Origin of the sequence: Paraburkholderia sp. BR10936 (genome assembly GCF_040965735.1) — a bacterium.
Taxonomy (GTDB): domain Bacteria; phylum Pseudomonadota; class Gammaproteobacteria; order Burkholderiales; family Burkholderiaceae; genus Paraburkholderia; species Paraburkholderia nodosa_A.
On sequence record NZ_JBFRCM010000012.1, the window covers coordinates 206,775 to 227,760 of the forward strand.

A 20,986-nucleotide genomic window follows, 5' to 3' on the forward strand; every position below is an offset into this window, starting at 1 on the left:
ACCGGTGCCCCCGCGACGGGGCGAGGACCTCATGCTGACCACCTTTTTCGATCTGTTCGATCTGCACGACGCGAACAGCTATCTGCCCGATCTGCTCAGGGGGGCGCTCACGAGCATCGAGCTGACCTTCAGCATCCTGGCGCTCAGCCTGCCGTTCGGCCTGCTGCTCGCTATCGCCAGAATCAGCCGCGCGCGGCTGCCGAGAGCCATTGCGTCGGTCTATATCGAGGTCATTCGCGGCACGCCCGCGCTGCTGCAACTGTTCTACATCTACTTCGTGCTGCCTTCGTTCGGGATTCGCTTCGCTCCGTTCACGGCGGGTGTCATCGGGCTGTCGATCAACTACTCAGCGTATCTCGCCGAGGTGTATCGCGCGGGCATCGAAGCCGTGCCGAAGAGCCAGACGCAAGCCGCGAAGGCGCTCGGCATGTCCGGCCGCCAGACGATGCGCCTGATCGTGCTTCCCCAGGCCATCCGTATCGTCGTGCCGCCGCTCGGCAACTATGCGATTTCGCTCTTCAAGGACACCTCGCTCGTGTCGATCGTGACGGTCAAGGAGCTGATGTTCACCGGCCAGATCATCTCGTCGACGAACTTCCAGTACGTCACGATATTCACGCTGGTCGGCGCGCTTTACCTGGCGTTTTCCTGGCCGAGTGCCCTGGCCGTGCATTGGCTCGAGCGCAAGATGGGCACCACGCGGCCGGCGAACGCCGCAGTGCGTGCGCGATGACCGGCGCCCTCGAGCGAGAGGCAGCAACGCGATTGACGCGATCGATTCGCCACATGTGGATAACTAACTCATTCGGGGTGCTTCATGCGCAAGGCTACGCAGGTTTTTGCATCGATATTGATAGGCGTTGCAACGTCGCTGTCCAACGCCCATGCGACTGATAGCGGCGCAATCAGCGATGTGCGCTTCGAAGGCGGAGACGGCTCGTATGCGCGCGCAATCGGGAACGGCATCACGCTCGTGATCGCCGCCGACCCGCCGTCGACCTTCCGCGACGAGAAAACACACACGTTCGACGGCGCGGACGTGCGCATCTTCCGCGAAATCACGAAGCGGCTCAAGATCACGAAGGTCACGTGGGACATCGTGCCGTTCGACGCGATGATTCCGGCACTGCTCGCCGGCCGCGCCGACGTCATCGTCGACAACCTGCACGAGAACGAGCAGCGGCTGCGCGTCGTCGCATTCACGAGCCCGGCATACTGGTACGGATCGGGCATCGCGGTGCAGCGTGGCAATCCGTCGAAGATTCATGGGTGGGACGACTTTGCAAGCCATGCCGTCGGCACGGTGCGCGGGAGCTTCAATCACCAGTTGCTCGAAGGACGCAAGGACCTCAAGGAGCTCAAGCTCTACACGAGCAGCGAGGCGGAGTTCTCCGATCTGATCGCTGGGCGCATCGACGTTGCGATGGAAGACGACATCAAGATCGGGCAATTCCTGAAGCAGCATCCAGCTGCCGCAATGCAAATGGTGGCTGATTACAGGCCGCTGCCGCAGGAGTATGGATACGCGCGCTACGCGTTGCGCAAGGGCGACATCGATCTGAATAACGCGGTGTCGCGAACGCTCGACGAACTTCGCGCCGACGGAACGCTGGGATCGATCATCAGGCAGTTCGGCTATACCGACCGCAATCTCTGGTATTTCCCGGTGAAGAACTGATTTCGTCGCGTACCACGCTGCCTGTCGGTTTCAGGCAGCAAATGCGCGGTCGCAGATCTCGACGCGGTTACGGCCGAGATGCTTGGCGTGATAGAGCGCCGTGTCGGCATCGCGCGCCAGCTGCTGGATCGTTGCTTCGGCAGCGGCGAGACAGGCCACGCCGATGCTGCATGTGTATCGAATGACGGGCGCGGTGAAGCCGGGCTCAGCGATTCGCGTGCGGACCACTTCGGCCAGTTCGTGAGCCTGTTGCAGGGAGAGTGCGGGCAGCAACACGGCGAACTCTTCGCCTCCCCAGCGTGCGAGACAGGCTGACGCCGGTATTGCCGCACTGGCGCGTTCCGCGAAGTCGATCAGGACGTTGTCTCCCATATCGTGCCCATGCTCGTCGTTGACCCGCTTGAAGTGGTCGAGGTCGATCAGGAGCATGGAGAGCACGGCCCCGTTGCGCTTCGCCAGTTCACGTTCCTCTTCGAATGCGAGCGCGAGCGCGCGGCGGTTCAGCAGACCTGTCAGCGGATCGCGGTAAGACTGCCGCTCGAGCTGGATACGTAAGCGCTCCATGGCAATCAGCAGAAGACCCACCGTCACGAGCAGGGAAAACGCGGCGCCCGCGGTGAGATAGAACGTCTGCATCCATTCAGGATGGAAGAGATCGGGTAGACCCTTCGTAGCAAGACCGATGGAGATGCAGCGTGCGGCTGCGACTGCGCATTCGGCAAGAAGCAGTGCGCCAACGGCAAGCGCCGTGCGGCTGGGGCGGCCAAGGCGCAGCATCACCACGCCGTGCGTGCCGTAGAGCACCGCGAGCACCCCGGTGATCACGATCATGCGGCCCGCAATCGATGGATGGACCAACCACAGCCAGGTCATACCGGCCGCGGCAACGGAAACGAGCAACGAGACGAAGCGCCAGCTGGGCTGGCACCCATAGAGGAGCTGGGTGCCAACGAGTCCCAGCCCCGCGCCAAAAACGATTCCGCAGTTCGCAACCAGAATCGAAAGCCAGTCCGGCACGCTGCCACGAAACGCGAGGAGGAGTACCGATACGCTGACCATCAGCGCACCCGATGCCCAATGACGGACGCCGCGTATGTTCTGAGGAAAGCTTCGGGCCAGCGAGAACAGCGCGATTGCCATGAGTCCCGGCATGACCGAAGACATCAGGATGACCGTGCGCAGATCGAAGAGCGGCATGCGGGTTCGGCGAGAGTAGGCACTGCGCCTATATAACATATCGATGTCGTCGAGCGCGATGCCAGAGTGAGGCGTGATCGATAACACACGCAAGCGTTGCATAAATTCGCGGACAATGCCCGTCATGCGCGTGCCGGAAATTCATCGGCTCCCATTTTTACGCCCTTCAGAATTTCCGTATCCTGCCGTTACCGCATGGATGGCATGCCGTGTTGCGCGTTGTTGAAGTTGCCGGTTCCGGGAACGCGTGCGTAGATGGCGTTGTACGAGCACACATTCTCTTTGACAGCATGAGAAACCCTGGAATGGACGCAGAAAGCGAGTACGGCGAGCCGCTCAGCAACCTGCCTATGCCGGTCATCCGTTACGACGCGCAGGGCCAACGGCGCTACATGAATGGCGCAGCCGTGGCGATGATGAGGGCTGCATCCGAAGGCGCGTGCGCGACGAATGCCGAAGCCCGGGTGTTTTCGTCCGAGGCATTGCAGCAGTACCTCGATACCATTCGCGAAGTCGCGATCACCGGCGTTGCGCGCGAGCTGGAACTCCCATTCGCCGGCCTGCCGCAGACGCACGGTGAGCATTACCTCGTGCAGTTCGTAAGCCATCCGACACCGGACTCGGCTCCTGCGGTACTCGCGATCTATTTCAACATCACGGCGCGCAAACGTGCGGAGGCAAAGCTCCGTGAACGCGAGTCGTTTCTCGAATCGTTGCTCGATACGATGCCCATTCCTGTCTTTTCGAAAGACAGGGAAGGGCGGTACCTTCATCTCAATCGGGCGTTCGAAGAATTTCTTGGTGTCCCCAAGGAGCGATTCATCGGCAAGACCGTCTTTGAGACGAGTCCGCACGAGCTGGCGCAAACCTATTTCGCCATGGACGAGGAGCTGTTCGCGAAAGGCGGCATCCAGCGCTACGAATTCAAGGTCCAGAACGCCACGAAAGCGGTGCGCGACGTGGAATTCAGCAAGGCGGTCTTCCACGACGATGAGGGCCACCAGGCCGGCTTGATCGGTGCGATTCTGGACATCACCGAACGCAAGCGGGCGGAGTCCGAGCAGCGGGCTCAATACGAGAAGATCCTTCAACTCAACGGCCGCCTCGAAGACAAGGCGCGTGAACTGTCCGACGCGCGCGCCCAGTTGATGACCGTGCTCCATACCATTCCGGATCTGGTGTGGCTGAAGGACACCGCCGGCAACTTTCTGCTTTGCAATTACAGCTTCGAGCAGTTTGTCGGCAGGCCGAAAGCTGAAATTCTCGGGAAAACCGATTACGACATTTTCGATGCCGAGCTGGCGGACTACTTCCGGGAACGCGACAAGGCAGCAATCGATGCGCTGCATGTTTGCGTGAACGACGATTGGGTGGTCGCTCCGTCGACCAGCGAACGGACCTTGCTCGAAACTCGGCGTTTGCCGGTGTTCGGTGCAGGGGGGACGGTGGCGGGTGTCCTCGGCGTGGCACGCGACATGAGTGAGCGGCGCCGTTTCGAAGAAAAGCTGGCCCGCCGGGAACGCGAGTTTCGAACCCTCGTTGAAAACTCGCCCGATACGGTCGCCCGTTACGGACGGGATTGCCGACGCCTCTACGTCAATCCAACGTTCGCAGCGCTCGCCACTGGAGGAGCGCAAGCGCTGCTGGGCAGGACACCGGCTGAATACCCAGGCGGGCCAGGGTCCGTCCTCTATGAGCAGCAGCTCAGGGAAGTATTCGCCACGGCAAGCGACAGGGAATTCGAATTGGTCTGGGGGCCTGACGAAAACAAGGAACTGTGCCAGCTGATCCGCTTGACAGCGGAACTGGGTGCGGACGGCAAGGTGGAAACCGTCCTTGCCGTAGGGCGGGATATCTCGGAACTGCACGCTTCCAGAGGAAAGATCCATCGGATGGCGTATTTCGATGCGCTAACGGCGCTGCCGAATCGCGTCCTGTTCAACGAGCAATTGCGTCAGGCAATCTCGAACAGCACGCACGGCCACTATACGGCCGTCATGATGATCGACATGGACCGCTTCAAGGGTGTCAACGACACGATGGGTCATGCGGTCGGTGACGAGTTGCTGCGTGAGGCCGCGCGTCGGCTGGTTGCCTGCGTGCGTGTGGGGGACACGGTGGCCCGCTTTGGTGGTGACGAGTTCGCCGTTCTGCTGCCGGAGACTGCCGATCGCTGCATCCTCGAGGAAATTTCCGCGAGGATCATCCGGCGGCTCGACGAACCTTTCCTGCTCGACGGCAGAGAAGTCTTCATATCGTGCAGCGTCGGGATCGCGCTGCATCCGCTCGACAGCACCGACGCGAAAGATTTGTTGAGATACGCAGACTCCGCGATGTACCTTGCGAAGCGCTCAGGGCGCCGCGGCTTTCGCTTTTACACAAAGGACCTGACCGTCGAGGCCACGGCACGTCTTTCGCTCGAATCCGAGCTGCGGCGCGCAGTCGATCTTGGCGAGTTCGAGTTGTATTACCAGCCCCAGGTGACGCTTCGCGGTGCGCAAGTCATCGGCTCGGAAGCGTTGTTGAGATGGAATCGCCCCGGAGAAGGCTTCATTCGCCCTGATCAGTTCGTGCCGCTTGCGGAGGAAACCGGTCTTATCGTCGATCTTGGGCGGTGGGTGCTTCGCGAGGCTTGTTGCTCGGCCGTCGAATGGAATACCGGGCGTGGCCCGCGCCACAGGGTGTCGATCAATCTTTCCGCGCGACAGTTTCAGTCGCGCGACCTCGCACTGACGGTCAAGGATGTCCTCGATGAAACCGGCTGTCGACCGGAATGGCTGGAGTTCGAGATTACGGAAAGTCTGCTGCTGGAAGAGGACGACTCGGTTCTGAACGCGCTTCGCGAATTTGAAAGCATGGGTCTATCGATCGCGATCGATGATTTTGGCACCGGCTATTCCGCACTCAGCTATTTGACCCGATTCCCGATTGATACGCTCAAGATCGATCGTACGTTCGTGCAGCGAGTCACGACGGATCGGCGCCATGCCGAACTCGTGAAAGCGATCCTTTCCATCGCACGTTGCCTCGGGCAGCGGGTCGTTGCCGAAGGCGTCGAAACCATAGAGCAGGCCGCCTTTCTCGATGCCCATGGATGCGAGATTGCGCAGGGCTTTCTCTACAGCGTGCCGCTGCCAAAGCCTGCCATTGCATCGCTTCCGCGCCATCTCGATCCAGGCGCTGCGTACACGGTGAATCCGTAAGGGCGTGCGAGGCCCGACGAAATAAATTCCTTCCAGCTGTAACCGGGAAGCGCAACCGAGCGAACTAAGAGGCAGTCCTGTCGTTCTGGAGACAGATCATGTCCGTTCGGCTCGTTGCTATTGCGTTCTTTTTTCTCGTCGCGCCCGTCGTGGCCTCAGCCAGGCCGGTCGTGGTCGAGCTGTTCACCTCGGAAGGGTGCTCCTCGTGTCCTCCCGCGGATGCCTACCTGTCTGAGCTATCTCGGGAGCGCCGGGAGGTGCTTCCCCTCGCATTTCATGTGACGTACTGGGACGGCCTGGGCTGGCGCGACCCCTACTCGCTGGAAGCCGCCACGCAGCGCCAGGCCGAGTACAGCGCGCGTTTTGGTGAGAGCGCCTACACGCCCGAAATGGTGATCGACGGCCAGAAGGGACTGGTGGGTTCGAATCGACGTGCAGCCGAGGCGGCGATCGCGATCGCGCAGAAAGCGGATGAAGCAGGGGTGGATGTGAGTGGTGTGCGCCACGGCGGGACGTTATCAGTCATGGTGGGACGCGGCACCGGCCACGGTCGGGTCTTGCTGGTTGGCTATGACACCGGGCATGTCACCGACGTCGGGAGAGGCGAAAACACGGGGCGTACGCTCAGGGAGGCCAACGTCGTTCGCTCGATACAGGCCGTCGGCGAATGGACCGGCGCGCCGTTGAAACTCGAGCCTCCTTCGCCGGCCGGTGAACAGGCGGCAATCCTGATCCAGTCGACGGATGGTGCGATCATCGGCGCGGCGCGAGTGACCAACGGTGCGCCTTGAGCCGCCGGGGATGGTGCTAACAGGTCTTTCCATCGCCATTACTAAGGTGTGCTTTGTATATCGTCGAACGACGCTATGAGGGCAGAAGGAGTGCGCAGTGCAGTGGCAGTTCCCCTAACGAAGTCGTGTCTACCAGGCAAGGAGTTCGTCATGTCATTTGTCACGTTCGCTTCATCGTTTCCTTTGCGGACCATCGCGTTCGCCGCAGCGCTGGGATTCGCTTCAAGCAGCTTTGCGCAAGCCGCTTCCGAGGCCGATCCGCCCGGGGCCGTCTACGTCATGTCGAACCAGCCTTCCGGAAACTCGGTTCTCGTCTATGCTCGAGCCACAAACGGAACACTGACCTACGCGGCCACCTACCAAACCGGCGGAAAAGGAGCGGGCACGGGCGCCGATCCGTTGGGCTCGCAGGGCGCGCTGACGTTGGACTCGGGCTTTCTGCTTGCGGTGAATGCCGGCAGCAATGATGTTTCGCTTTTCGCAATCGATGGCAGCAAACTGACGCTGCTCGACAGAAAGCCGTCGGGCGGTCAGATGCCCGTCAGCGTGACGGTCAAGGGGCCGATCGCGTATGTGCTCAACGCCGGCGGCACGCCGAACATTAGCGGCTATTTTGTCGACGCACTCGGCAAGCGCCTCGTTGCGTTACCCGGCTCGCAACGGCCGCTGGCCGGCGGAACCGCCGCCCAGCCGGCGCAAGTCAGGTTCGCACCGGAAGGCAACGAATTGCTGGTGACCGAAAAGGGCACGCAACTCATTGACACGTATTCTGTCGGCTTTACCGGCTACGCCTCGACATCGACCCCTCATGCCTCGAACGGCGTTACGCCGTTCGGCTTTTCCATCACGACACGCGGATATGCAATCGTCTCCGAGGCCGGGTCCGGTTCCGTTTCCTCATACGAAGTCGAAGACGGCAAACATCTCGAGTCGATCAGCGCGGCGATCCCGCTGGGCCAGGCCGCTCCTTGCTGGCTTGTCACGACCGGCGACGGACGTTTCGCCTTTACTGCCAATGCCGGTAGCGGCACGATCAGCAGTCTGCGCATTGCCGCGGACGGGAAGATCAACCTGCTCAATGCCGCTGCTGGTACGCTCAGCGCTCCGCTCGACATGGCGCTCAGCAGTCGGAGCAAATTCCTCTATGTGCGGGAAGGCAACGGCGCCGTAAGCGGCTTTCGCGTGATGCCCGACGGCACGCTCGAACCGATTGGTTCGGTGACCGGCGTACCGCCCGGAGCCCAGGGGATCGCGGCGCGCTAGCAGCGCGCAAGTCACGTCTGATCAAAGAGACGTTATAGAGGAGGTTTTCGAAATCCTCGCATTCGCTTGATTCTCTATGCAACTGGTTGCATTATCGACCTCGCCGTCATACAGCCAGTTGCATAAACATGACCAATCACTATCCCCATCTTCTGCGCCCACTCGACCTGGGCTTCACGACCTTGAAGAACCGCGTGCTGATGGGCTCCATGCACGTCGGTCTGGAGGAAGCGCCGAACGGCTTCGAACGTATGGCCGCGTTCTATGCGGAGCGCGCGTGTGGCGAAGTTGGGTTGATCGTGACCGGCGGCATCGCGCCGAACGAACGCGCGCGCCCCATGCATGGCGGCGCGATGTTGACGACAGAGGGGGAAGCCGAGCGGCACCGTACGATTACGCGCGCCGTCCACGCGGAAGGCGGCAAGATCGCGATGCAGATCCTGCATTTCGGCCGCTACTCGTACCAGCCGATGCTGGTCGCACCCAGCGCGCTGCAAGCCCCCATCAATCCGTTCACCCCTCACGCGCTGAGTGACGACGAGGTTGAAGAAACCATCGACGATTTCGTCCGCTGCGCAGCCCTCGCGCAACATGCCGGCTACGACGGCGTGGAGATCATGGGCTCCGAGGGCTACCTCATCAACGAATTCATCGCGATGCGTACCAATCATCGCACTGACCGCTGGGGCGGCAGTTACGAGAACCGCATACGTTTCGCGGTGGAGATCGTGCGCCGCGTGCGCGAGCGTGTGGGCCGCGATTTCATCATCATCTACCGGCTTTCGATGCTCGATCTGGTCGAGGGCGGCTCGACGCTGGAGGAAGTCATCCAGCTCGCACAGGCTATCGAGCAGGCGGGCGCCACCATCATCAATACGGGCATCGGCTGGCACGAGGCGCGCATTCCCACCATCGCCACCAAGGTGCCGCGCGGCGCCTGGGCCTGGGTCACCCAGCAACTGATGGGGAAGGTCGCGGTGCCGCTCGTCGCCACCAATCGCATCAACACGCCCGAGCTCGCCGAACAGCTGCTCGCCGACGGCGCGTGCGACATGGTGTCGATGGCGCGCCCATTCCTCGCCGATGCCGAATTCGTGCGCAAGGCTCGCGAGGGCCGCGCCGACGAGATCAATACCTGCATCGGCTGCAATCAGGCTTGTCTCGACCATACTTTTGCTGGCAAGGTCACGTCCTGCCTCGTCAATCCGCGGGCCTGTCACGAGACGGAAATCGTCATCCGGCCCGCCGCGCAGCCAAAGCGTGTGGCGATCGTGGGTGCGGGTCCGGCCGGTCTCGCCTGCGCGGTGACCGCGGCCAGCCGCGGTCATGCCGTTACGCTCTTCGAGGCCAGCACCGAGATCGGCGGCCAGTTCAATATCGCCAAAAAAGTGCCGGGCAAGGAAGAGTTCAATGAAACGCTGCGCTACTTCCGCCGCCAGATCGAATTGACGGGCGTCGAGCTTCGCCTCGGCACGCGTGCGAGCGCCGAAGCGCTGATGCAGGAGGGCTTCGACGAGGTGGTCGTGGCAACCGGCGTTCTGCCGCGCGAGCTGCGCATCGAAGGCGCCAGCCATGCCAAGGTGCTGGGCTATCTGGACGTGCTGCGCGACGGCAAGCCGGTGGGATCTGACGTCGCCATTGTGGGGGCTGGCGGAATCGGCTTCGACGTGGCCGAGTACCTCGTGCATGAAGGCGAGTCCGCGAGTCTCGATCCGCAAAAATTCTTCGCCGAATGGGGCGTCGATACGAACTATGCCGAACGCGGTGGATTGCGTCGGGCGGTCGTGAGTCCGGCGGCTCGCAGCGTGCATCTGCTGCAACGCAGGCGCTCGAAGGTTGGCGAGAACCTTGGCAAGACGACGGGATGGATTCACCGGACGGCCTTGAAGGCGCGCGGCGTCGGCATGTCCTCCTCGGTGGAATACCAGCGCATCGACGACGATGGGCTGCACGTGAGCATCGACGGTGTGCCGCAAATCCTCGCTGTCGAGAACGTCGTGGTTTGCGCAGGACAGGAGCCGCTGCGCGAGCTGGCGGACCAGTTGCTGGCCGCCGGCCGCAAGGTGCACGTGATCGGTGGTGCTGCCGAGGCTGCCGAACTCGACGCCAAGCGGGCCATCCATGAGGGCACCACGCTTGCCGCTTCGTTGTGAGCGCGCAGCGTTTTCCCCGGACCTGAAAACGGACCCGATATGACTGACGCCATACTCAATCTGTCTCCCGCTGTCGCGCGGTCCCTCGCGATCTGGCATGAGCTCGTGGACAGCAAGGATCTCAGCGGGCTGGAGTCCATCGTGCATCCCGAGGCCGTTTTTCGCTCGCCGATGGCGTTCAAGCCCTACGGTCCCGCGCCCGCCTTGCTGATGGCGCTGCGTACGGTGATCACCATTTTCGGGGACTTTACCTATCATAGGCAGTTCAGCAGTGCCGACGGGCTGAACGTCGTGCTCGAGTTCAGCGCGACCGTGCAGGGCAAGCAGCTCAAAGGCATCGACATGATCCGCTTCGATGAGGCGGGCCTCATCGTCGAGTTCGAAGTGATGATCCGGCCGTTCAATGCATTGCAGGTACTGGGTGCCGAGATGGGCGCGCGTCTGGCTCATGTTCTCCCCGCGTATAAAGCCGCGAGCCATCCATGAACGATCAATACTTTCGCCTCAGTAACGAAGCCGGCATCGCGCATCTTCAATTGAACCGTCCCGACCGGCTCAATGTAATGGACCTCGCGTTTTATACGGGCCTGCGCGAAATGGTGCAGGCACTCGATGCGAGTGGCGAGGTCCGCGTGCTCGTCATCAGTTCGACGGGCAAGCACTTTTCGGCCGGCATGGATTTCGAGGTGTTCGCCAACATAGCGAACGACTTCGACACCCGCAGTCCACGCAAACGCCTCGGTTTTCAGCGCGCTCTCGCAGATCTGATGGACTGCTTCGACGTACTCGACAAGGCACGTTTCCCCGTTATCTGCGCCGTGCAGGGCGGATGCATCGGAGGCGGGCTCGACCTTGCCGCTGCTTGCGACATTCGCGTGTGCACGGCGGACGCCTTCTTCTGCCTGCAGGAAACGCAGATCGGCATGGTGGCCGATCTGGGCGTGCTGCAACGCCTGCCCAAACTCATTCCTGCGGGCGTCGCGCGCCAGATGGCGTACACCAGCGAGCGTTTGAGCGCCGAACGGGCGCTCGCCGTGGGGCTCGTCAATGCCGTGCTGCCCGACGCCGATGCGCTCCAGCACCATGCGATGGAGCTGGCCCGCAGCATCGCATCGAAATCGCCGCTGGCTGTGGCGGGGAGCAAGACGGCGATGAACTTCGCCCGCGACCACGCAACCGCGGAGTCGCTGCAGCACATGGCCCTGCTTCAGAGCGCCATATTCGATACCGCGGACCTCTCCGAAGCCATCGCAGGATGGCAGGCCAGGCGTGACCCGCGCTTCGATGGCTTGCCGCCGTTGCCTGACTGATCTCCCGCTCTCGCACTACGTCTGCCTATACTGGACTTCGTAAGTCAGTCACGCGAACCAGTACTGAAGAAGAGGCGCGTCATGTCGAGAACAAGCAAAACTCTGCTCGTCCGAATCGCATTGATCTGCGTGTGCAGCTGCCTCGCGAACGCCTCACGCGCGCAGGTGACGCGAATGGAGGTCATCCCGATTCCGTCCGTGACGCTCACGGACCAGGAATTTCTGAGCGGGCGCGAGGATGGCAAACCTGTTACGGTGGCTGGCGAACTTCGGCTTCCCCGAAACGGTGCTGACCGGCTTCCGCTCGTCATCCTGCTGCATGCGTCCGGCGGAATCGGCAGCAGCATCACCGACTGGGAGGAGTATTTTCTATCGCTCGGTGTCGCGACTTTCGTAATCGACAGCTTCTCCGGCCGAGGTATCGTCAACACGATCAACGATCAAGCGCAACTCGGCCGCCTGGCACAGACCGAGGATGCCTATCGCGCCATTGCGACGCTTTCGAAGCACCCGAGAATCGACCCGAACCGGATCATGCTCATGGGCTTCTCGCGTGGAGGGCAAAACGCGCTCTATGCAAGCCTGAGCCGGTTCCAGAAGATGCACGCCCAACCCGGCACCCAGTTCGCGGCGTTCGTCGCTTTCTATCCCGACTGTACCTCCACGTATCTCGAAGACGAGGATGTCGTTGGCAAACCAGTGCGTATTTTCCAGGGGACTGCAGACAACTACAATCCCGTCGCGCCATGCCGTGCCTATGTGGAACGTCTGAGAACGAAACTGCATGACGTCCAGTTGACCGAGTACGCCGGCGCCAGTCACTTCTTTGACGCGCGAGCGCTCAGGCAACCCCAGCAGCTATCGCAGGCGCAGACCACACGAAACTGCCGGACGGTCGAGGTCGAAAACGGACTGCTCGTCGACACCACGACGAAGCAACCGTTTAGTTATAGCGATGCGTGTATCGAGCGCGGGACAACCATCGCATACGACGAGAACGCGGCGGCCAGTGCCAAAGAAGCCGTCGGCGGAATCGTCAGGGCCGTGCTGAAGCCATAGGTTCACTGTGACCGGGTCGAAGGCCGGGAGCTTCGCCAGTCCCCAAACGGCATTTCACATCGGGCGACGAAAGGCCGTGGCGCAAGCCCGTACTGCCGTCGGCCGCATAGAATTCGCGCGGTTTGGGTTCGAACCGCGATACGAATGGCCCGTCGCAGTGCCCGAAACGGGTGCGCCGCGACGCATATTAGTGCACGTTGTTACCGGCGCAGGGCGAAGAAACGCCTTCCACGCCACAAAGCCGTGCCTGGGTTCATTGGCACGCTTCTCGCTTTAAGGAGTGGGCAAGGAGCCGGCGCAGCATCCGGTTCAGACAATCTGGAAATGGACAGCTAGGGTTCCGGCCTGCTTCTCGCAGGTGCTGGTCCGAGAGCTGGCGACCTCAGGCGAGGTTACACGGCGGGATAAAAGCCCGGGAGAGAACGCGATGTTTGCGCTGCTCCCTGCCGTTGCTAACCGTCCCTTTCGAGGTCAACCTCATGCGCAAGCTCGTTCGCTGTCTTGGCATCGCCGCCGTCTCCCTCGCCACCTTCGCTTCAAGTTCCGTGTTCGCTGCGGGCCGCAGCGACTTCAAGGTTTGCTGGACCATCTACGCCGGCTGGATGCCGTGGGGCCAGGCAAAAACCCAGGGCATCATCTCTAAGTGGGCCACGAAGTACGGCATCAAGATCGATGTCGTCCAGCTGAACGACTACGTCGAATCCATCAATCAGTACACGGCTGGCAAGTTCGACGGCTGCGCAATGACCAACATGGACGCGCTCACCATCCCGGCTTCGGGCGGCGTCGATTCGACTGCGCTGATCGTGAGCGATTACTCGAACGGCAACGACGGCGTGCTCATGAAGGGCAAGGGCAGGCAGATCGCCGACCTGAAAGGCCAGCAGGTCAATCTCGTGCAGTTCTCGGTCTCTCACTACCTGCTCGCGCGCGCCTTGGAAAGCGCCCATATGAGCGAGCGCGATCTCAAGGTCGTGAACACATCCGACGCCGATATCTCGGGCGCATTCGCGACGCCGACTGTTCACAACGCGGTGACGTGGAACCCGATGCTCGCCGATCTGAAGGCGCAGCCGAACGTTACCGAAGTCTTCGATTCGAGCAAGATTCCCGGCGAAATCATGGACATGATGGTCGTCAACACGAAGACGCTGCAAGAGAACCCGGCGCTCGGCAAGGCGCTGACGGGTGCATGGTTCGAAATGGTTGCGCTGATGCACAGCAATTCGGCGGCGAGCACCAGCGCGCTGACGTCGATGGCGAAGGCCTCCGGTACCGACCTTGCGAACTTCAAGGGGCAGCTGTCGACCACCGCGCTCTTTTACACACCTCAGGCGGCAGTCGCTTTCGTCACGAGCCCGGACATGCCGAAGATCATGACGCGCGTCGCGAAGTTCTCCTTTGACCACGGTTTGCTCGGCCAGGATGCCAAGAGCGCGGATTCCGTGGGCATGGCATTCGACAAGAATGTGATCGTCGGCGACAAGAACAACGTCAAGCTGCGTTTCGACCCGAGCTACGTCGAGATGGCGGCCGCGGGCAAGCTCTGAGACTGATTTCGAAGCCACAACCAGGCGGTCACCATGCGACTCATCAATCGACATCCGAGCCGGATCGGCAGCATGATGCTGCTCCTGCTGCCGTTCGTCGTGCTGTTTGCCGTGTATTTCACGGGATCTGCGCAGCGGCTCAAGCTCAATCCCGATGACAAGCTGCTTCCGAGCGCGGCGCAAATGAGCGATGCCGTGAGATTGGTCGCATTCACCGAAGACAAGCGCACGGGTGAATATCTGTTGTGGGACGACACGCTGTCGAGCTTGCGACGACTGGGTATCGGTCTCGTCGTGAGCGCGGTAATCGCGCTGGTGGCCGCTATCGCGACTGGCTCGTTTCCGCTCGTCAGCGCAACGCTCTCGCCATTCATCACCGTCGTCTCGATGGTTCCGCCGCTGGCCGTGCTGCCGATTCTTTTCATCGTCTTCGGGCTCGATGAGCTATCGAAGGTCGTGCTCATCGTTTTCGGCATCACGCCGATGATCATTCGGGACCTGCACGCCCGTGCCCGCGAGATTCCCGCCGAGCTGTGGGTCAAGGCGCAGACGTTGGGGGCCACGAGCTGGACGGTGATTCTGCGTCTGGTTTTGCCCCAACTCCTGCCGCGCCTGCTGGTGGCGATGCGGCTTTCGCTCGGAGCTGCATGGCTCTTTCTCATCGCCGCCGAAGCGATCGCATCGACGGACGGCCTGGGCTATCGCATCTTCCTCGTGCGCCGCTACCTCTCCATGGATCTGATTCTGCCGTACGTCGCCTGGATCACGCTGCTCGCGTGGCTCACCGATGAACTGCTTCGCCGCATCACGCAGTGGTCCTTTCCCTGGTACGGCGGAGGTGGGCGATGATCGAAGTCCGTAATGTATGGAAAGAGTACGGCGACCAGGTGGTTCTGGAACGTTTGAATCTGACGATCCAGGAGGGCGAGTTCTGTTCGATGGTCGGCGCTTCCGGCTGCGGAAAGTCGACGTTTTTGCGGCTGCTGCTGGGTCAGGAGCAAGTGACGCGCGGCGAGATCCTGCTGGACGGTCAACCGCTGCCGGGCGAGCCGGATGCCCATCGTGGCGTGGTGTTTCAACGCTACTCGGTGTTCGAGCACCTGAGCGTATTGCGCAACGTGATGCTGGGACTGGAGCTTCCGAAAGCGAAGCTCACGGGCAGACTCTTCGGGGCGCAGCGGCGCGCCGCGCGAGACGAGGCGGCCGCCATGCTCGAGCGGGTGGGGCTCGGTGCGGCCTTGAACAAGTACCCGCAGCAACTCTCCGGCGGTATGCAACAACGCCTCGCCATTGCGCAGGCCTTGATGATGAAGCCACGCGTCCTGCTGCTCGACGAGCCGTTTGGCGCACTCGACCCCGGTATCCGCAAGGACATGCACACGCTGCTCTCGGACCTGTGGCGCGAAGCGAAGCTGACCATTTTCATGGTTACGCATGACCTCAAAGAGGGCTTCACGTTGGGAAGCCGTGTGCTGGTTTTCGACAAGGTCCGCGTGGACCCCCAGGCGCCGGGTGCCTACGGAGCCCGTGTCACCTACAACATTCCACTCGACCGCAGCCGCGAATCGGTGTCCGCCGTGCATCTGGCGCGCGCGGCGGTTCAAGGCGCGTCCAGCATCGAAGCGGTCTCATGAAGGGAACTCGAACATGAAGTTATTGCTTGAAGAAACCGTACCGGGCGGGGGCCATACCTCGCTCATCGTGAAGCGCGGGCAATCGCTGCGCGTGACCGACCTGCACGGTGGCGCCAATGTCAGCGTGATGATGGTCAATGCAACGGAGAAGAGCGAGCGACTGAACCTCCCGGATTCACTGAAGTGCCAGCACACTGCAAAGCTCACGACGGGGCACTGCCTGTACTCCGATATGGGGCGTGTTCTCGCTGCCATCGTCGACGACACATGCGGGTGGCACGACAGCATCGGTGGCGTCACGAACGCCGACGAGGTCACGGCGCGGTACGGTGCTGGCCGTTATCAGGAACTGCGCAACGCGTTCTACCGGAACGGCACGGACAACTTGCTCGTCGAGATGAGTAAGTGGGGCCTCGAGATCTCAGACCTGCTGATGACGCTCAATCTTTTCAGCCGCGTTGATGTCACGAGCGAAGGAGAGCTGAATTTCGTGAGCCACAACTCGAAGGCCGGCGACTACGTCGAACTGTATGCGCCGATGAACACGCTTGTCGTGCTCACCGCGATTCAGCACCCGCTCGACCCGAACCCTGAATATGCGCCCAAAGCGGTGAAACTCGAATTGAGCGAGGCGCAGCCTGGCGTGGCTGAAGTGTGCCGTACCGCATGCGAGGAAAACGTGCGCGGCTTTATCAACACAGAGCGATTCTTTCTTTGAGCGGAGGCCACTTCATGATGAGCACGCTTGTCGTCAGCGACAAACAACCCGAGAGCGCGGTCTACCGCGAGACGGTGGCCGCGGGTGAGCCCTGGCTTCACGAAGTGAAGGCGGGCCAGACACTGCGCATCGTCGATCTGGAGGGCAACCAGGCGGTCGATACGCTGTTCTACAGCCTCGCCGATCCGCGCGAGCGCTTTGACCCACAACGCACGCTGCGTCGGCAGAAGAGGCTCTACCTGACGGCCGGCTCGGTGTTGTACTCGAATCTCGGCAATCCGATGCTGACCGTCGTTGCCGATACCTGCGGACGCCACGATACGCTCGGCGGTGCCTGCGCACAGGAGAGCAACACCGTGCGCTATGCGCTGGGAAAGCGCTATATGCACAGCTGCCGCGACAACTTCCTGCGCGCTTGCGCGCATGACGGCCGCCTCTCGAAGCAGGACATCGGCGCGAACGTCAACTTCTTCATGAATGTGCCCGTGACGGCGGAAGGGGGGCTCACCTTCGAAGACGGCATTTCCGCACCGGGGAAGTACGTCGAGCTGCGTGCCGAGATGGACGTGATCGTGCTGATTTCCAACTGCCCCCAGTTGAACAATCCGTGCAACGCCTACAACCCGACGCCCGCGGAGCTGCTGATATGGGACTGAAGCATCTCCGCAGCTGGATCTCGTTCGCCATGCTCGTGCGCGCGGGACGTCATTTCACGCTCACGCGCGAAGCGCTGACTCAGGCAGATCGCTGACGCGAATACGGCCGTGGACGACCGCGGCTCGCATCTCCCACGGCGGGACGGCCCGCCTCTGAATCAAGATTCCTTCCATGTTCGAGAAGATTCTTATCGCCAATCGTGGCGCTATCGCGTGCCGGATTCTCAGAACGCTGCGCGAACTCGATGTCACCGGAGTCTCCGTTTTTGCGGAGGCGGATAGAGCGAGCCGTCATGTAAGCGAGGCTCCCGTCGCGCACTGCCTGGGCGACGGGCCCGCGGCAATGACCTATCTCGACACGAAAAAAATCCTCGAGATCGCTCGCCGCGAGGGCGTGCAGGCCATTCATCCCGGGTATGGATTCCTCTCCGAGAACGCCGCCTTTGGCGAGGCTTGCGAAGCGGCAGGGATCGCGTTCATCGGGCCCACGCCCGCGCAGTTGCGCGCCTTCGGCCTGAAGCACACGGCGCGCGAAATCGCGGAGAAGGAGGGCGTGCCGATGCTCAGGGGCACCGGCTTGCTCGGTGACCTGATGGCGGGGCTGGAAGCGGCGGAAGTCATCGGCTATCCGGTGATGTTGAAGAGCACGGCCGGCGGCGGTGGTATCGGCATGCGTGTGTGCTGGAATGCAGCCGAACTCAGTGCGCATTTCGATGCCGTGAAGCGGCTCGGTGAAAACAATTTCAGCGACTCCGGCGTTTTCCTCGAAAAGTACATCGAGCGGGCGCGACATCTTGAAGTGCAGGTCTTCGGAGACGGCAAGGGCGATGCCATCGCACTCGGCGTGCGCGACTGCTCTGTGCAGCGGCGCAACCAGAAAGTGCTCGAGGAAACGCCCGCGCCGTGCTTGCCGGACGGGATTTCCGAGGCACTCTGTGCGGCTGCCGTGAAGCTCGCGAAGGCGGTGGACTATCGCTCCGCCGGCACCGTCGAGTTCGTGTACGACAGCGCCGCCGAGCAGTTCTACTTCCTCGAAGTCAACACGCGCCTGCAGGTGGAGCACGGCGTAACGGAGCAGGTGTGGGGTGTCGACCTCGTGCGCTGGATGATCGAGCTGGCAGCGGGCACGCTCGAGCCGTTGCATGAACTCGCAGCGAAGCTGACGCCGCGCGGCCATGCGATTCAGGCGCGGCTCTATGCAGAAGACCCCGGCCGGGACTTCAAGCCCAGCCCCGGCCTGCTGACCGACGTCGCGTTCCCGCCAGCCGACGGTCGCGCGCTACGTATCGACACGTGGATCGAAGCCGGCTGCGAAGTGCCGCCGTACTTCGACCCCATGCTCGCCAAGGTGATTGCCTGGTCCCCGACTCGCGACGAGGCGCGCAGCGCGCTCAAGGACGCGCTCCAGGACACGTGCATTTACGGCGTGGAGACGAACCGCGACTATCTGCGTCAGATCCTGGACGACAAGCCGTTTGCATCGGGCGAACCATGGACCCGGTGCCTCGAGGGACTCAAGTACGAGGCCAGTACGGTCGAAGTCGTCAGCGGCGGTACGCAGACGACGGTCCAGGATTTCCCCGGCCGTCTCGGATACTGGGCAGTCGGCATTCCGCCTTCGGGGCCGATGGATGATCGCGCCATGCGGCTGGGCAACCGCCTGCTTGGCAACGCCCCCGATGCCGCCGCGCTCGAAATCACGATGAGCGGCCCGACGCTGCGTTTCAATACCGACGCGGTCGTTGCCATCACGGGGGCGGACATTCCCGTACTGCTCGGCGACGTCAAGCAACCGTTGAATACGAGCCTCTTTGTCCCGGCAGGCTCGACGTTGTCGCTCGGCACCATTCGCAGCGCCGGCGCACGCGCTTATCTGTGCGTACGCGGCGGCCTGGACGTCGGCGTGTATCTCGGCAGCCGCAGCACCTTCACGCTCGGTCAGTTCGGCGGGCATGGCGGGCGCGCAATACGCGCAGGTGACGTACTTCACCTCTATCCGCTCGAGAATCCGCAGTTTGGCAAGACGCTGAATGCCGTGCCGAAGCTCGAAGACGTGCGGAGCCTCCGCGTGATCTATGGTCCGCACGGCGCGCCAGAGTACTTCAGCTCGCGCTACATCGAAAGGTTTCTGGAGACGGATTGGGAAGTTCACTTCAACTCGAGCCGTACCGGTGTGCGCCTGATCGGGCCGAAGCCGGAATGGGCTCGCGAAGACGGCGGCGAGGCCGGGCTGCACCCGTCGAATATTCACGATAATCCCTATGCGGTCGGCGCCATCGATTTCACGGGCGACATGCCCGTGATTCTCGGCCCCGATGGACCGAGTCTTGGCGGCTTCGTCTGTCCGGTGACCATCATCGAGGCCGACCTCTGGCACATCGGGCAACTGAAGGCCGGCGACAAGATCCGCTTCGTTCCGGTGGAGGTAGAAGAGGCGCGTGAAGCCGCACGTCAACGCGCCCGCGAACTGGAAAGCCTGGAGGTCGAGTCGAACGCGCCGACTAGCAGACGGTCGTCACTGACCTCACCCATCGTGCTCGACCTGGGTTCGGGCGGCGAGCGGCTCGTTGCGCGCGTGTCCGGTGACACGCATCTGCTGCTCGAGATTGGGCCCGCCGAGCTGGACCTCGTCTCGCGCTTTCGTGGACACGCGCTCATGCAGTCTCTCGAGGCCATGGCGCTTCCCGGCGTCGTCGATCTGACGCCTGGCATCCGTTCCCTCCAGATTCACTATCGACCGGAGCAACTGGCGCTCGCGCAGCTGCTGGATGTCGTACGTCAGGCGTGGGAGCAGGTCTTGCTGAAGAAGGATTTGCGCGTGCCGTCGCGGATCGTGCACATTCCGCTCTCCTGGGATGACCCGGCGTGCCAGCTTGCGATTGAAAAATACATGACCACGGTGTGCAAAGATGCGCCGTGGTGCCCGAGCAACCTCGAGTTCATTCGCCGGATCAACGACCTCGAATCCATCGATGCCGTCAAAGAGATCGTGTTCGACGCGAGCTATCTCGTGATGGGTCTCGGTGACGTCTACCTGGGTGCACCCGTTGCGACCCCGCTCGATCCGCGTCATCGCCTCGTGACGACCAAATACAACCCGGCTCGTACGTGGACCGCGGAGAACTCGGTCGGCATCGGCGGCGCGTATCTGTGCGTGTACGGCATGGAAGGGCCCGGCGGCTATCAATTCGTCGGCCGCACGCTGCAGATGTGGAATCGCTATCGCAAGGTCGCGGATTTCGCCGGTCAGCACTATTTGCTGCGCTTCTTCGACCAGATTCGCTTCTACGAAGTGTCGGCCGACGAACTGCTTCGCATCCGCGCCGATTTTCCGCTTGGGCGTTATCCGTTGAAGATTGAAGAGTCGGAACTCTCGCTGCCGGATTATCAAGCGTTTCTCGAGAGCGAAGCCGACAGCATCGGCAAGTTTCGTTCGCGACAGCAGGCGGCCTTCCAGGCCGAGCGCGAGCGTTGGCGCGAAGCGGGCACCCCTGAAGAGGCAATCGAGGCACCGGACGCGGAGGACGCCCAACTGGCTCCGTTGGAAGACGGGCAGGTCTCCGTGGACTGTGAAATCGCCGGCAGCCTCTGGCAGGTGAAGGTGAAGACGGGAGACGTCGTTGCCGCGGGCGACGTATTGCTCATTGTCGAGTCGATGAAGATGGAGATTTCGGTGTTCGCCTCCTGTGCGGGGACCGTCGGCGATATTTACGTGGCCCCTGGCTCGCCCGTGCGCGCGGGGCAACGAGTCGCAGTCATTGAACGCCATTAAAT

At 62.0% G+C, this 20,986-nt stretch carries 16 protein-coding genes and 1 riboswitch; of the genes, 15 read left to right on the forward strand and 1 reads right to left on the reverse strand.

Annotated features, from left to right (window positions below; all coding sequences use genetic code 11):
• Nucleotides 1-31 precede the first annotated feature (31 nt).
• On the forward strand, nt 32-733 hold the full coding sequence (ehuD, locus tag AB4Y36_RS24540) for an ectoine/hydroxyectoine ABC transporter permease subunit EhuD (RefSeq protein ID WP_368684351.1): 702 nt from the start codon (nt 32-34) through the stop codon (nt 731-733).
• 84 nt (nt 734-817) lie between these two features.
• Nucleotides 818-1,678: a substrate-binding periplasmic protein gene (locus AB4Y36_RS24545; RefSeq protein WP_368684352.1), complete on the forward strand. Its 861-nt coding sequence runs from the start codon at nt 818-820 to the stop codon at nt 1,676-1,678.
• A gap of 30 nt (nt 1,679-1,708) precedes the next feature.
• Here AB4Y36_RS24545 and AB4Y36_RS24550 read toward each other — a convergent pair whose 3' ends face one another.
• The gene (locus AB4Y36_RS24550; protein ID WP_368684353.1) at nt 1,709-2,875 is read right to left on the reverse strand and encodes a diguanylate cyclase; all 1,167 of its coding nucleotides are present in this window, start codon (nt 2,873-2,875) and stop codon (nt 1,709-1,711) included.
• A gap of 305 nt (nt 2,876-3,180) precedes the next feature.
• Here AB4Y36_RS24550 and AB4Y36_RS24555 point away from each other — a divergent pair, with 305 nt between their 5' ends.
• From AB4Y36_RS24555 to uca, 13 genes are all read left to right on the forward strand, one after another.
• Nucleotides 3,181-6,078 carry an EAL domain-containing protein gene (locus tag AB4Y36_RS24555; protein ID WP_368684354.1) on the forward strand — a complete coding sequence of 966 codons (2,898 nt, stop codon included), beginning with the start codon at nt 3,181-3,183 and terminating at the stop codon, nt 6,076-6,078.
• Nucleotides 6,079-6,176: 98 nt separating this feature from the next.
• On the forward strand, nt 6,177-6,869 hold the full coding sequence (locus AB4Y36_RS24560) for a DUF1223 domain-containing protein (protein WP_368684355.1): 693 nt from the start codon (nt 6,177-6,179) through the stop codon (nt 6,867-6,869).
• 90 nt (nt 6,870-6,959) lie between these two features.
• On the forward strand, nt 6,960-8,132 hold the full coding sequence (locus AB4Y36_RS24565; RefSeq protein WP_368603142.1) for a lactonase family protein: 1,173 nt from the start codon (nt 6,960-6,962) through the stop codon (nt 8,130-8,132).
• Nucleotides 8,133-8,260: 128 nt separating this feature from the next.
• On the forward strand, nt 8,261-10,285 hold the full coding sequence (locus tag AB4Y36_RS24570) for an FAD-dependent oxidoreductase (protein WP_368684356.1): 2,025 nt from the start codon (nt 8,261-8,263) through the stop codon (nt 10,283-10,285).
• A gap of 39 nt (nt 10,286-10,324) precedes the next feature.
• Nucleotides 10,325-10,771 carry a nuclear transport factor 2 family protein gene (locus AB4Y36_RS24575; RefSeq protein WP_368684357.1) on the forward strand — a complete coding sequence of 149 codons (447 nt, stop codon included), beginning with the start codon at nt 10,325-10,327 and terminating at the stop codon, nt 10,769-10,771.
• Nucleotides 10,768-11,595 carry an enoyl-CoA hydratase-related protein gene (locus AB4Y36_RS24580; RefSeq protein WP_368684358.1) on the forward strand — a complete coding sequence of 276 codons (828 nt, stop codon included), beginning with the start codon at nt 10,768-10,770 and terminating at the stop codon, nt 11,593-11,595. The genes AB4Y36_RS24575 and AB4Y36_RS24580 overlap by 4 nt, the downstream gene beginning before the upstream one ends.
• 174 nt (nt 11,596-11,769) lie before the next feature.
• Complete coding sequence (locus tag AB4Y36_RS24585) at nt 11,770-12,654, forward strand: dienelactone hydrolase family protein (RefSeq protein WP_368684359.1); 885 nt, start codon at nt 11,770-11,772, stop codon at nt 12,652-12,654.
• Nucleotides 12,655-12,975: 321 nt separating this feature from the next.
• A riboswitch (guanidine-I (ykkC/yxkD leader) is annotated at nt 12,976-13,075 on the forward strand.
• A 58-nt stretch (nt 13,076-13,133) separates the two neighbouring features.
• The gene (locus tag AB4Y36_RS24590) at nt 13,134-14,204 is read left to right on the forward strand and encodes a putative urea ABC transporter substrate-binding protein (protein WP_069262095.1); all 1,071 of its coding nucleotides are present in this window, start codon (nt 13,134-13,136) and stop codon (nt 14,202-14,204) included.
• 33 nt (nt 14,205-14,237) lie between these two features.
• Nucleotides 14,238-15,053, forward strand: a complete 816-nt coding sequence (locus tag AB4Y36_RS24595) for an ABC transporter permease (protein WP_069262094.1) — start codon at nt 14,238-14,240, stop codon at nt 15,051-15,053.
• Nucleotides 15,050-15,838, forward strand: coding sequence for an ABC transporter ATP-binding protein (locus tag AB4Y36_RS24600; RefSeq protein WP_368603135.1), 789 nt, complete (start codon nt 15,050-15,052; stop codon nt 15,836-15,838). Before AB4Y36_RS24595 ends, AB4Y36_RS24600 begins: the two co-directional genes overlap by 4 nt.
• Nucleotides 15,839-15,851: 13 nt before the next feature.
• On the forward strand, nt 15,852-16,556 hold the full coding sequence (locus tag AB4Y36_RS24605) for an urea amidolyase associated protein UAAP1 (protein WP_368684360.1): 705 nt from the start codon (nt 15,852-15,854) through the stop codon (nt 16,554-16,556).
• A 14-nt stretch (nt 16,557-16,570) separates the two neighbouring features.
• Nucleotides 16,571-17,212: an urea amidolyase associated protein UAAP2 gene (locus AB4Y36_RS24610; protein ID WP_069262091.1), complete on the forward strand. Its 642-nt coding sequence runs from the start codon at nt 16,571-16,573 to the stop codon at nt 17,210-17,212.
• Between the two features lie 172 nt (nt 17,213-17,384).
• On the forward strand, nt 17,385-20,984 hold the full coding sequence (gene uca, locus AB4Y36_RS24615; protein ID WP_368684361.1) for an urea carboxylase: 3,600 nt from the start codon (nt 17,385-17,387) through the stop codon (nt 20,982-20,984).
• The last annotated feature ends 2 nt before the right edge of the window (nt 20,985-20,986 follow it).

Coding starts and splice junctions, on each gene's coding strand:
- AB4Y36_RS24550 (WP_368684353.1), bottom strand. CDS start 2,875: ATGCCGCTCTTCGATCTGCGCACGGTCATCCTGATGTCTTCGGTCATG.
- uca (WP_368684361.1), top strand. CDS start 17,385: ATGTTCGAGAAGATTCTTATCGCCAATCGTGGCGCTATCGCGTGCCGG.
- AB4Y36_RS24555 (WP_368684354.1), top strand. CDS start 3,181: ATGGACGCAGAAAGCGAGTACGGCGAGCCGCTCAGCAACCTGCCTATG.
- AB4Y36_RS24570 (WP_368684356.1), top strand. CDS start 8,261: ATGACCAATCACTATCCCCATCTTCTGCGCCCACTCGACCTGGGCTTC.
- AB4Y36_RS24595 (WP_069262094.1), top strand. CDS start 14,238: ATGCGACTCATCAATCGACATCCGAGCCGGATCGGCAGCATGATGCTG.
- AB4Y36_RS24600 (WP_368603135.1), top strand. CDS start 15,050: ATGATCGAAGTCCGTAATGTATGGAAAGAGTACGGCGACCAGGTGGTT.
- AB4Y36_RS24610 (WP_069262091.1), top strand. CDS start 16,571: ATGATGAGCACGCTTGTCGTCAGCGACAAACAACCCGAGAGCGCGGTC.
- AB4Y36_RS24575 (WP_368684357.1), top strand. CDS start 10,325: ATGACTGACGCCATACTCAATCTGTCTCCCGCTGTCGCGCGGTCCCTC.
- ehuD (WP_368684351.1), top strand. CDS start 32: ATGCTGACCACCTTTTTCGATCTGTTCGATCTGCACGACGCGAACAGC.
- AB4Y36_RS24560 (WP_368684355.1), top strand. CDS start 6,177: ATGTCCGTTCGGCTCGTTGCTATTGCGTTCTTTTTTCTCGTCGCGCCC.
- AB4Y36_RS24590 (WP_069262095.1), top strand. CDS start 13,134: ATGCGCAAGCTCGTTCGCTGTCTTGGCATCGCCGCCGTCTCCCTCGCC.
- AB4Y36_RS24585 (WP_368684359.1), top strand. CDS start 11,770: ATGGAGGTCATCCCGATTCCGTCCGTGACGCTCACGGACCAGGAATTT.
- AB4Y36_RS24580 (WP_368684358.1), top strand. CDS start 10,768: ATGAACGATCAATACTTTCGCCTCAGTAACGAAGCCGGCATCGCGCAT.
- AB4Y36_RS24545 (WP_368684352.1), top strand. CDS start 818: ATGCGCAAGGCTACGCAGGTTTTTGCATCGATATTGATAGGCGTTGCA.
- AB4Y36_RS24605 (WP_368684360.1), top strand. CDS start 15,852: ATGAAGTTATTGCTTGAAGAAACCGTACCGGGCGGGGGCCATACCTCG.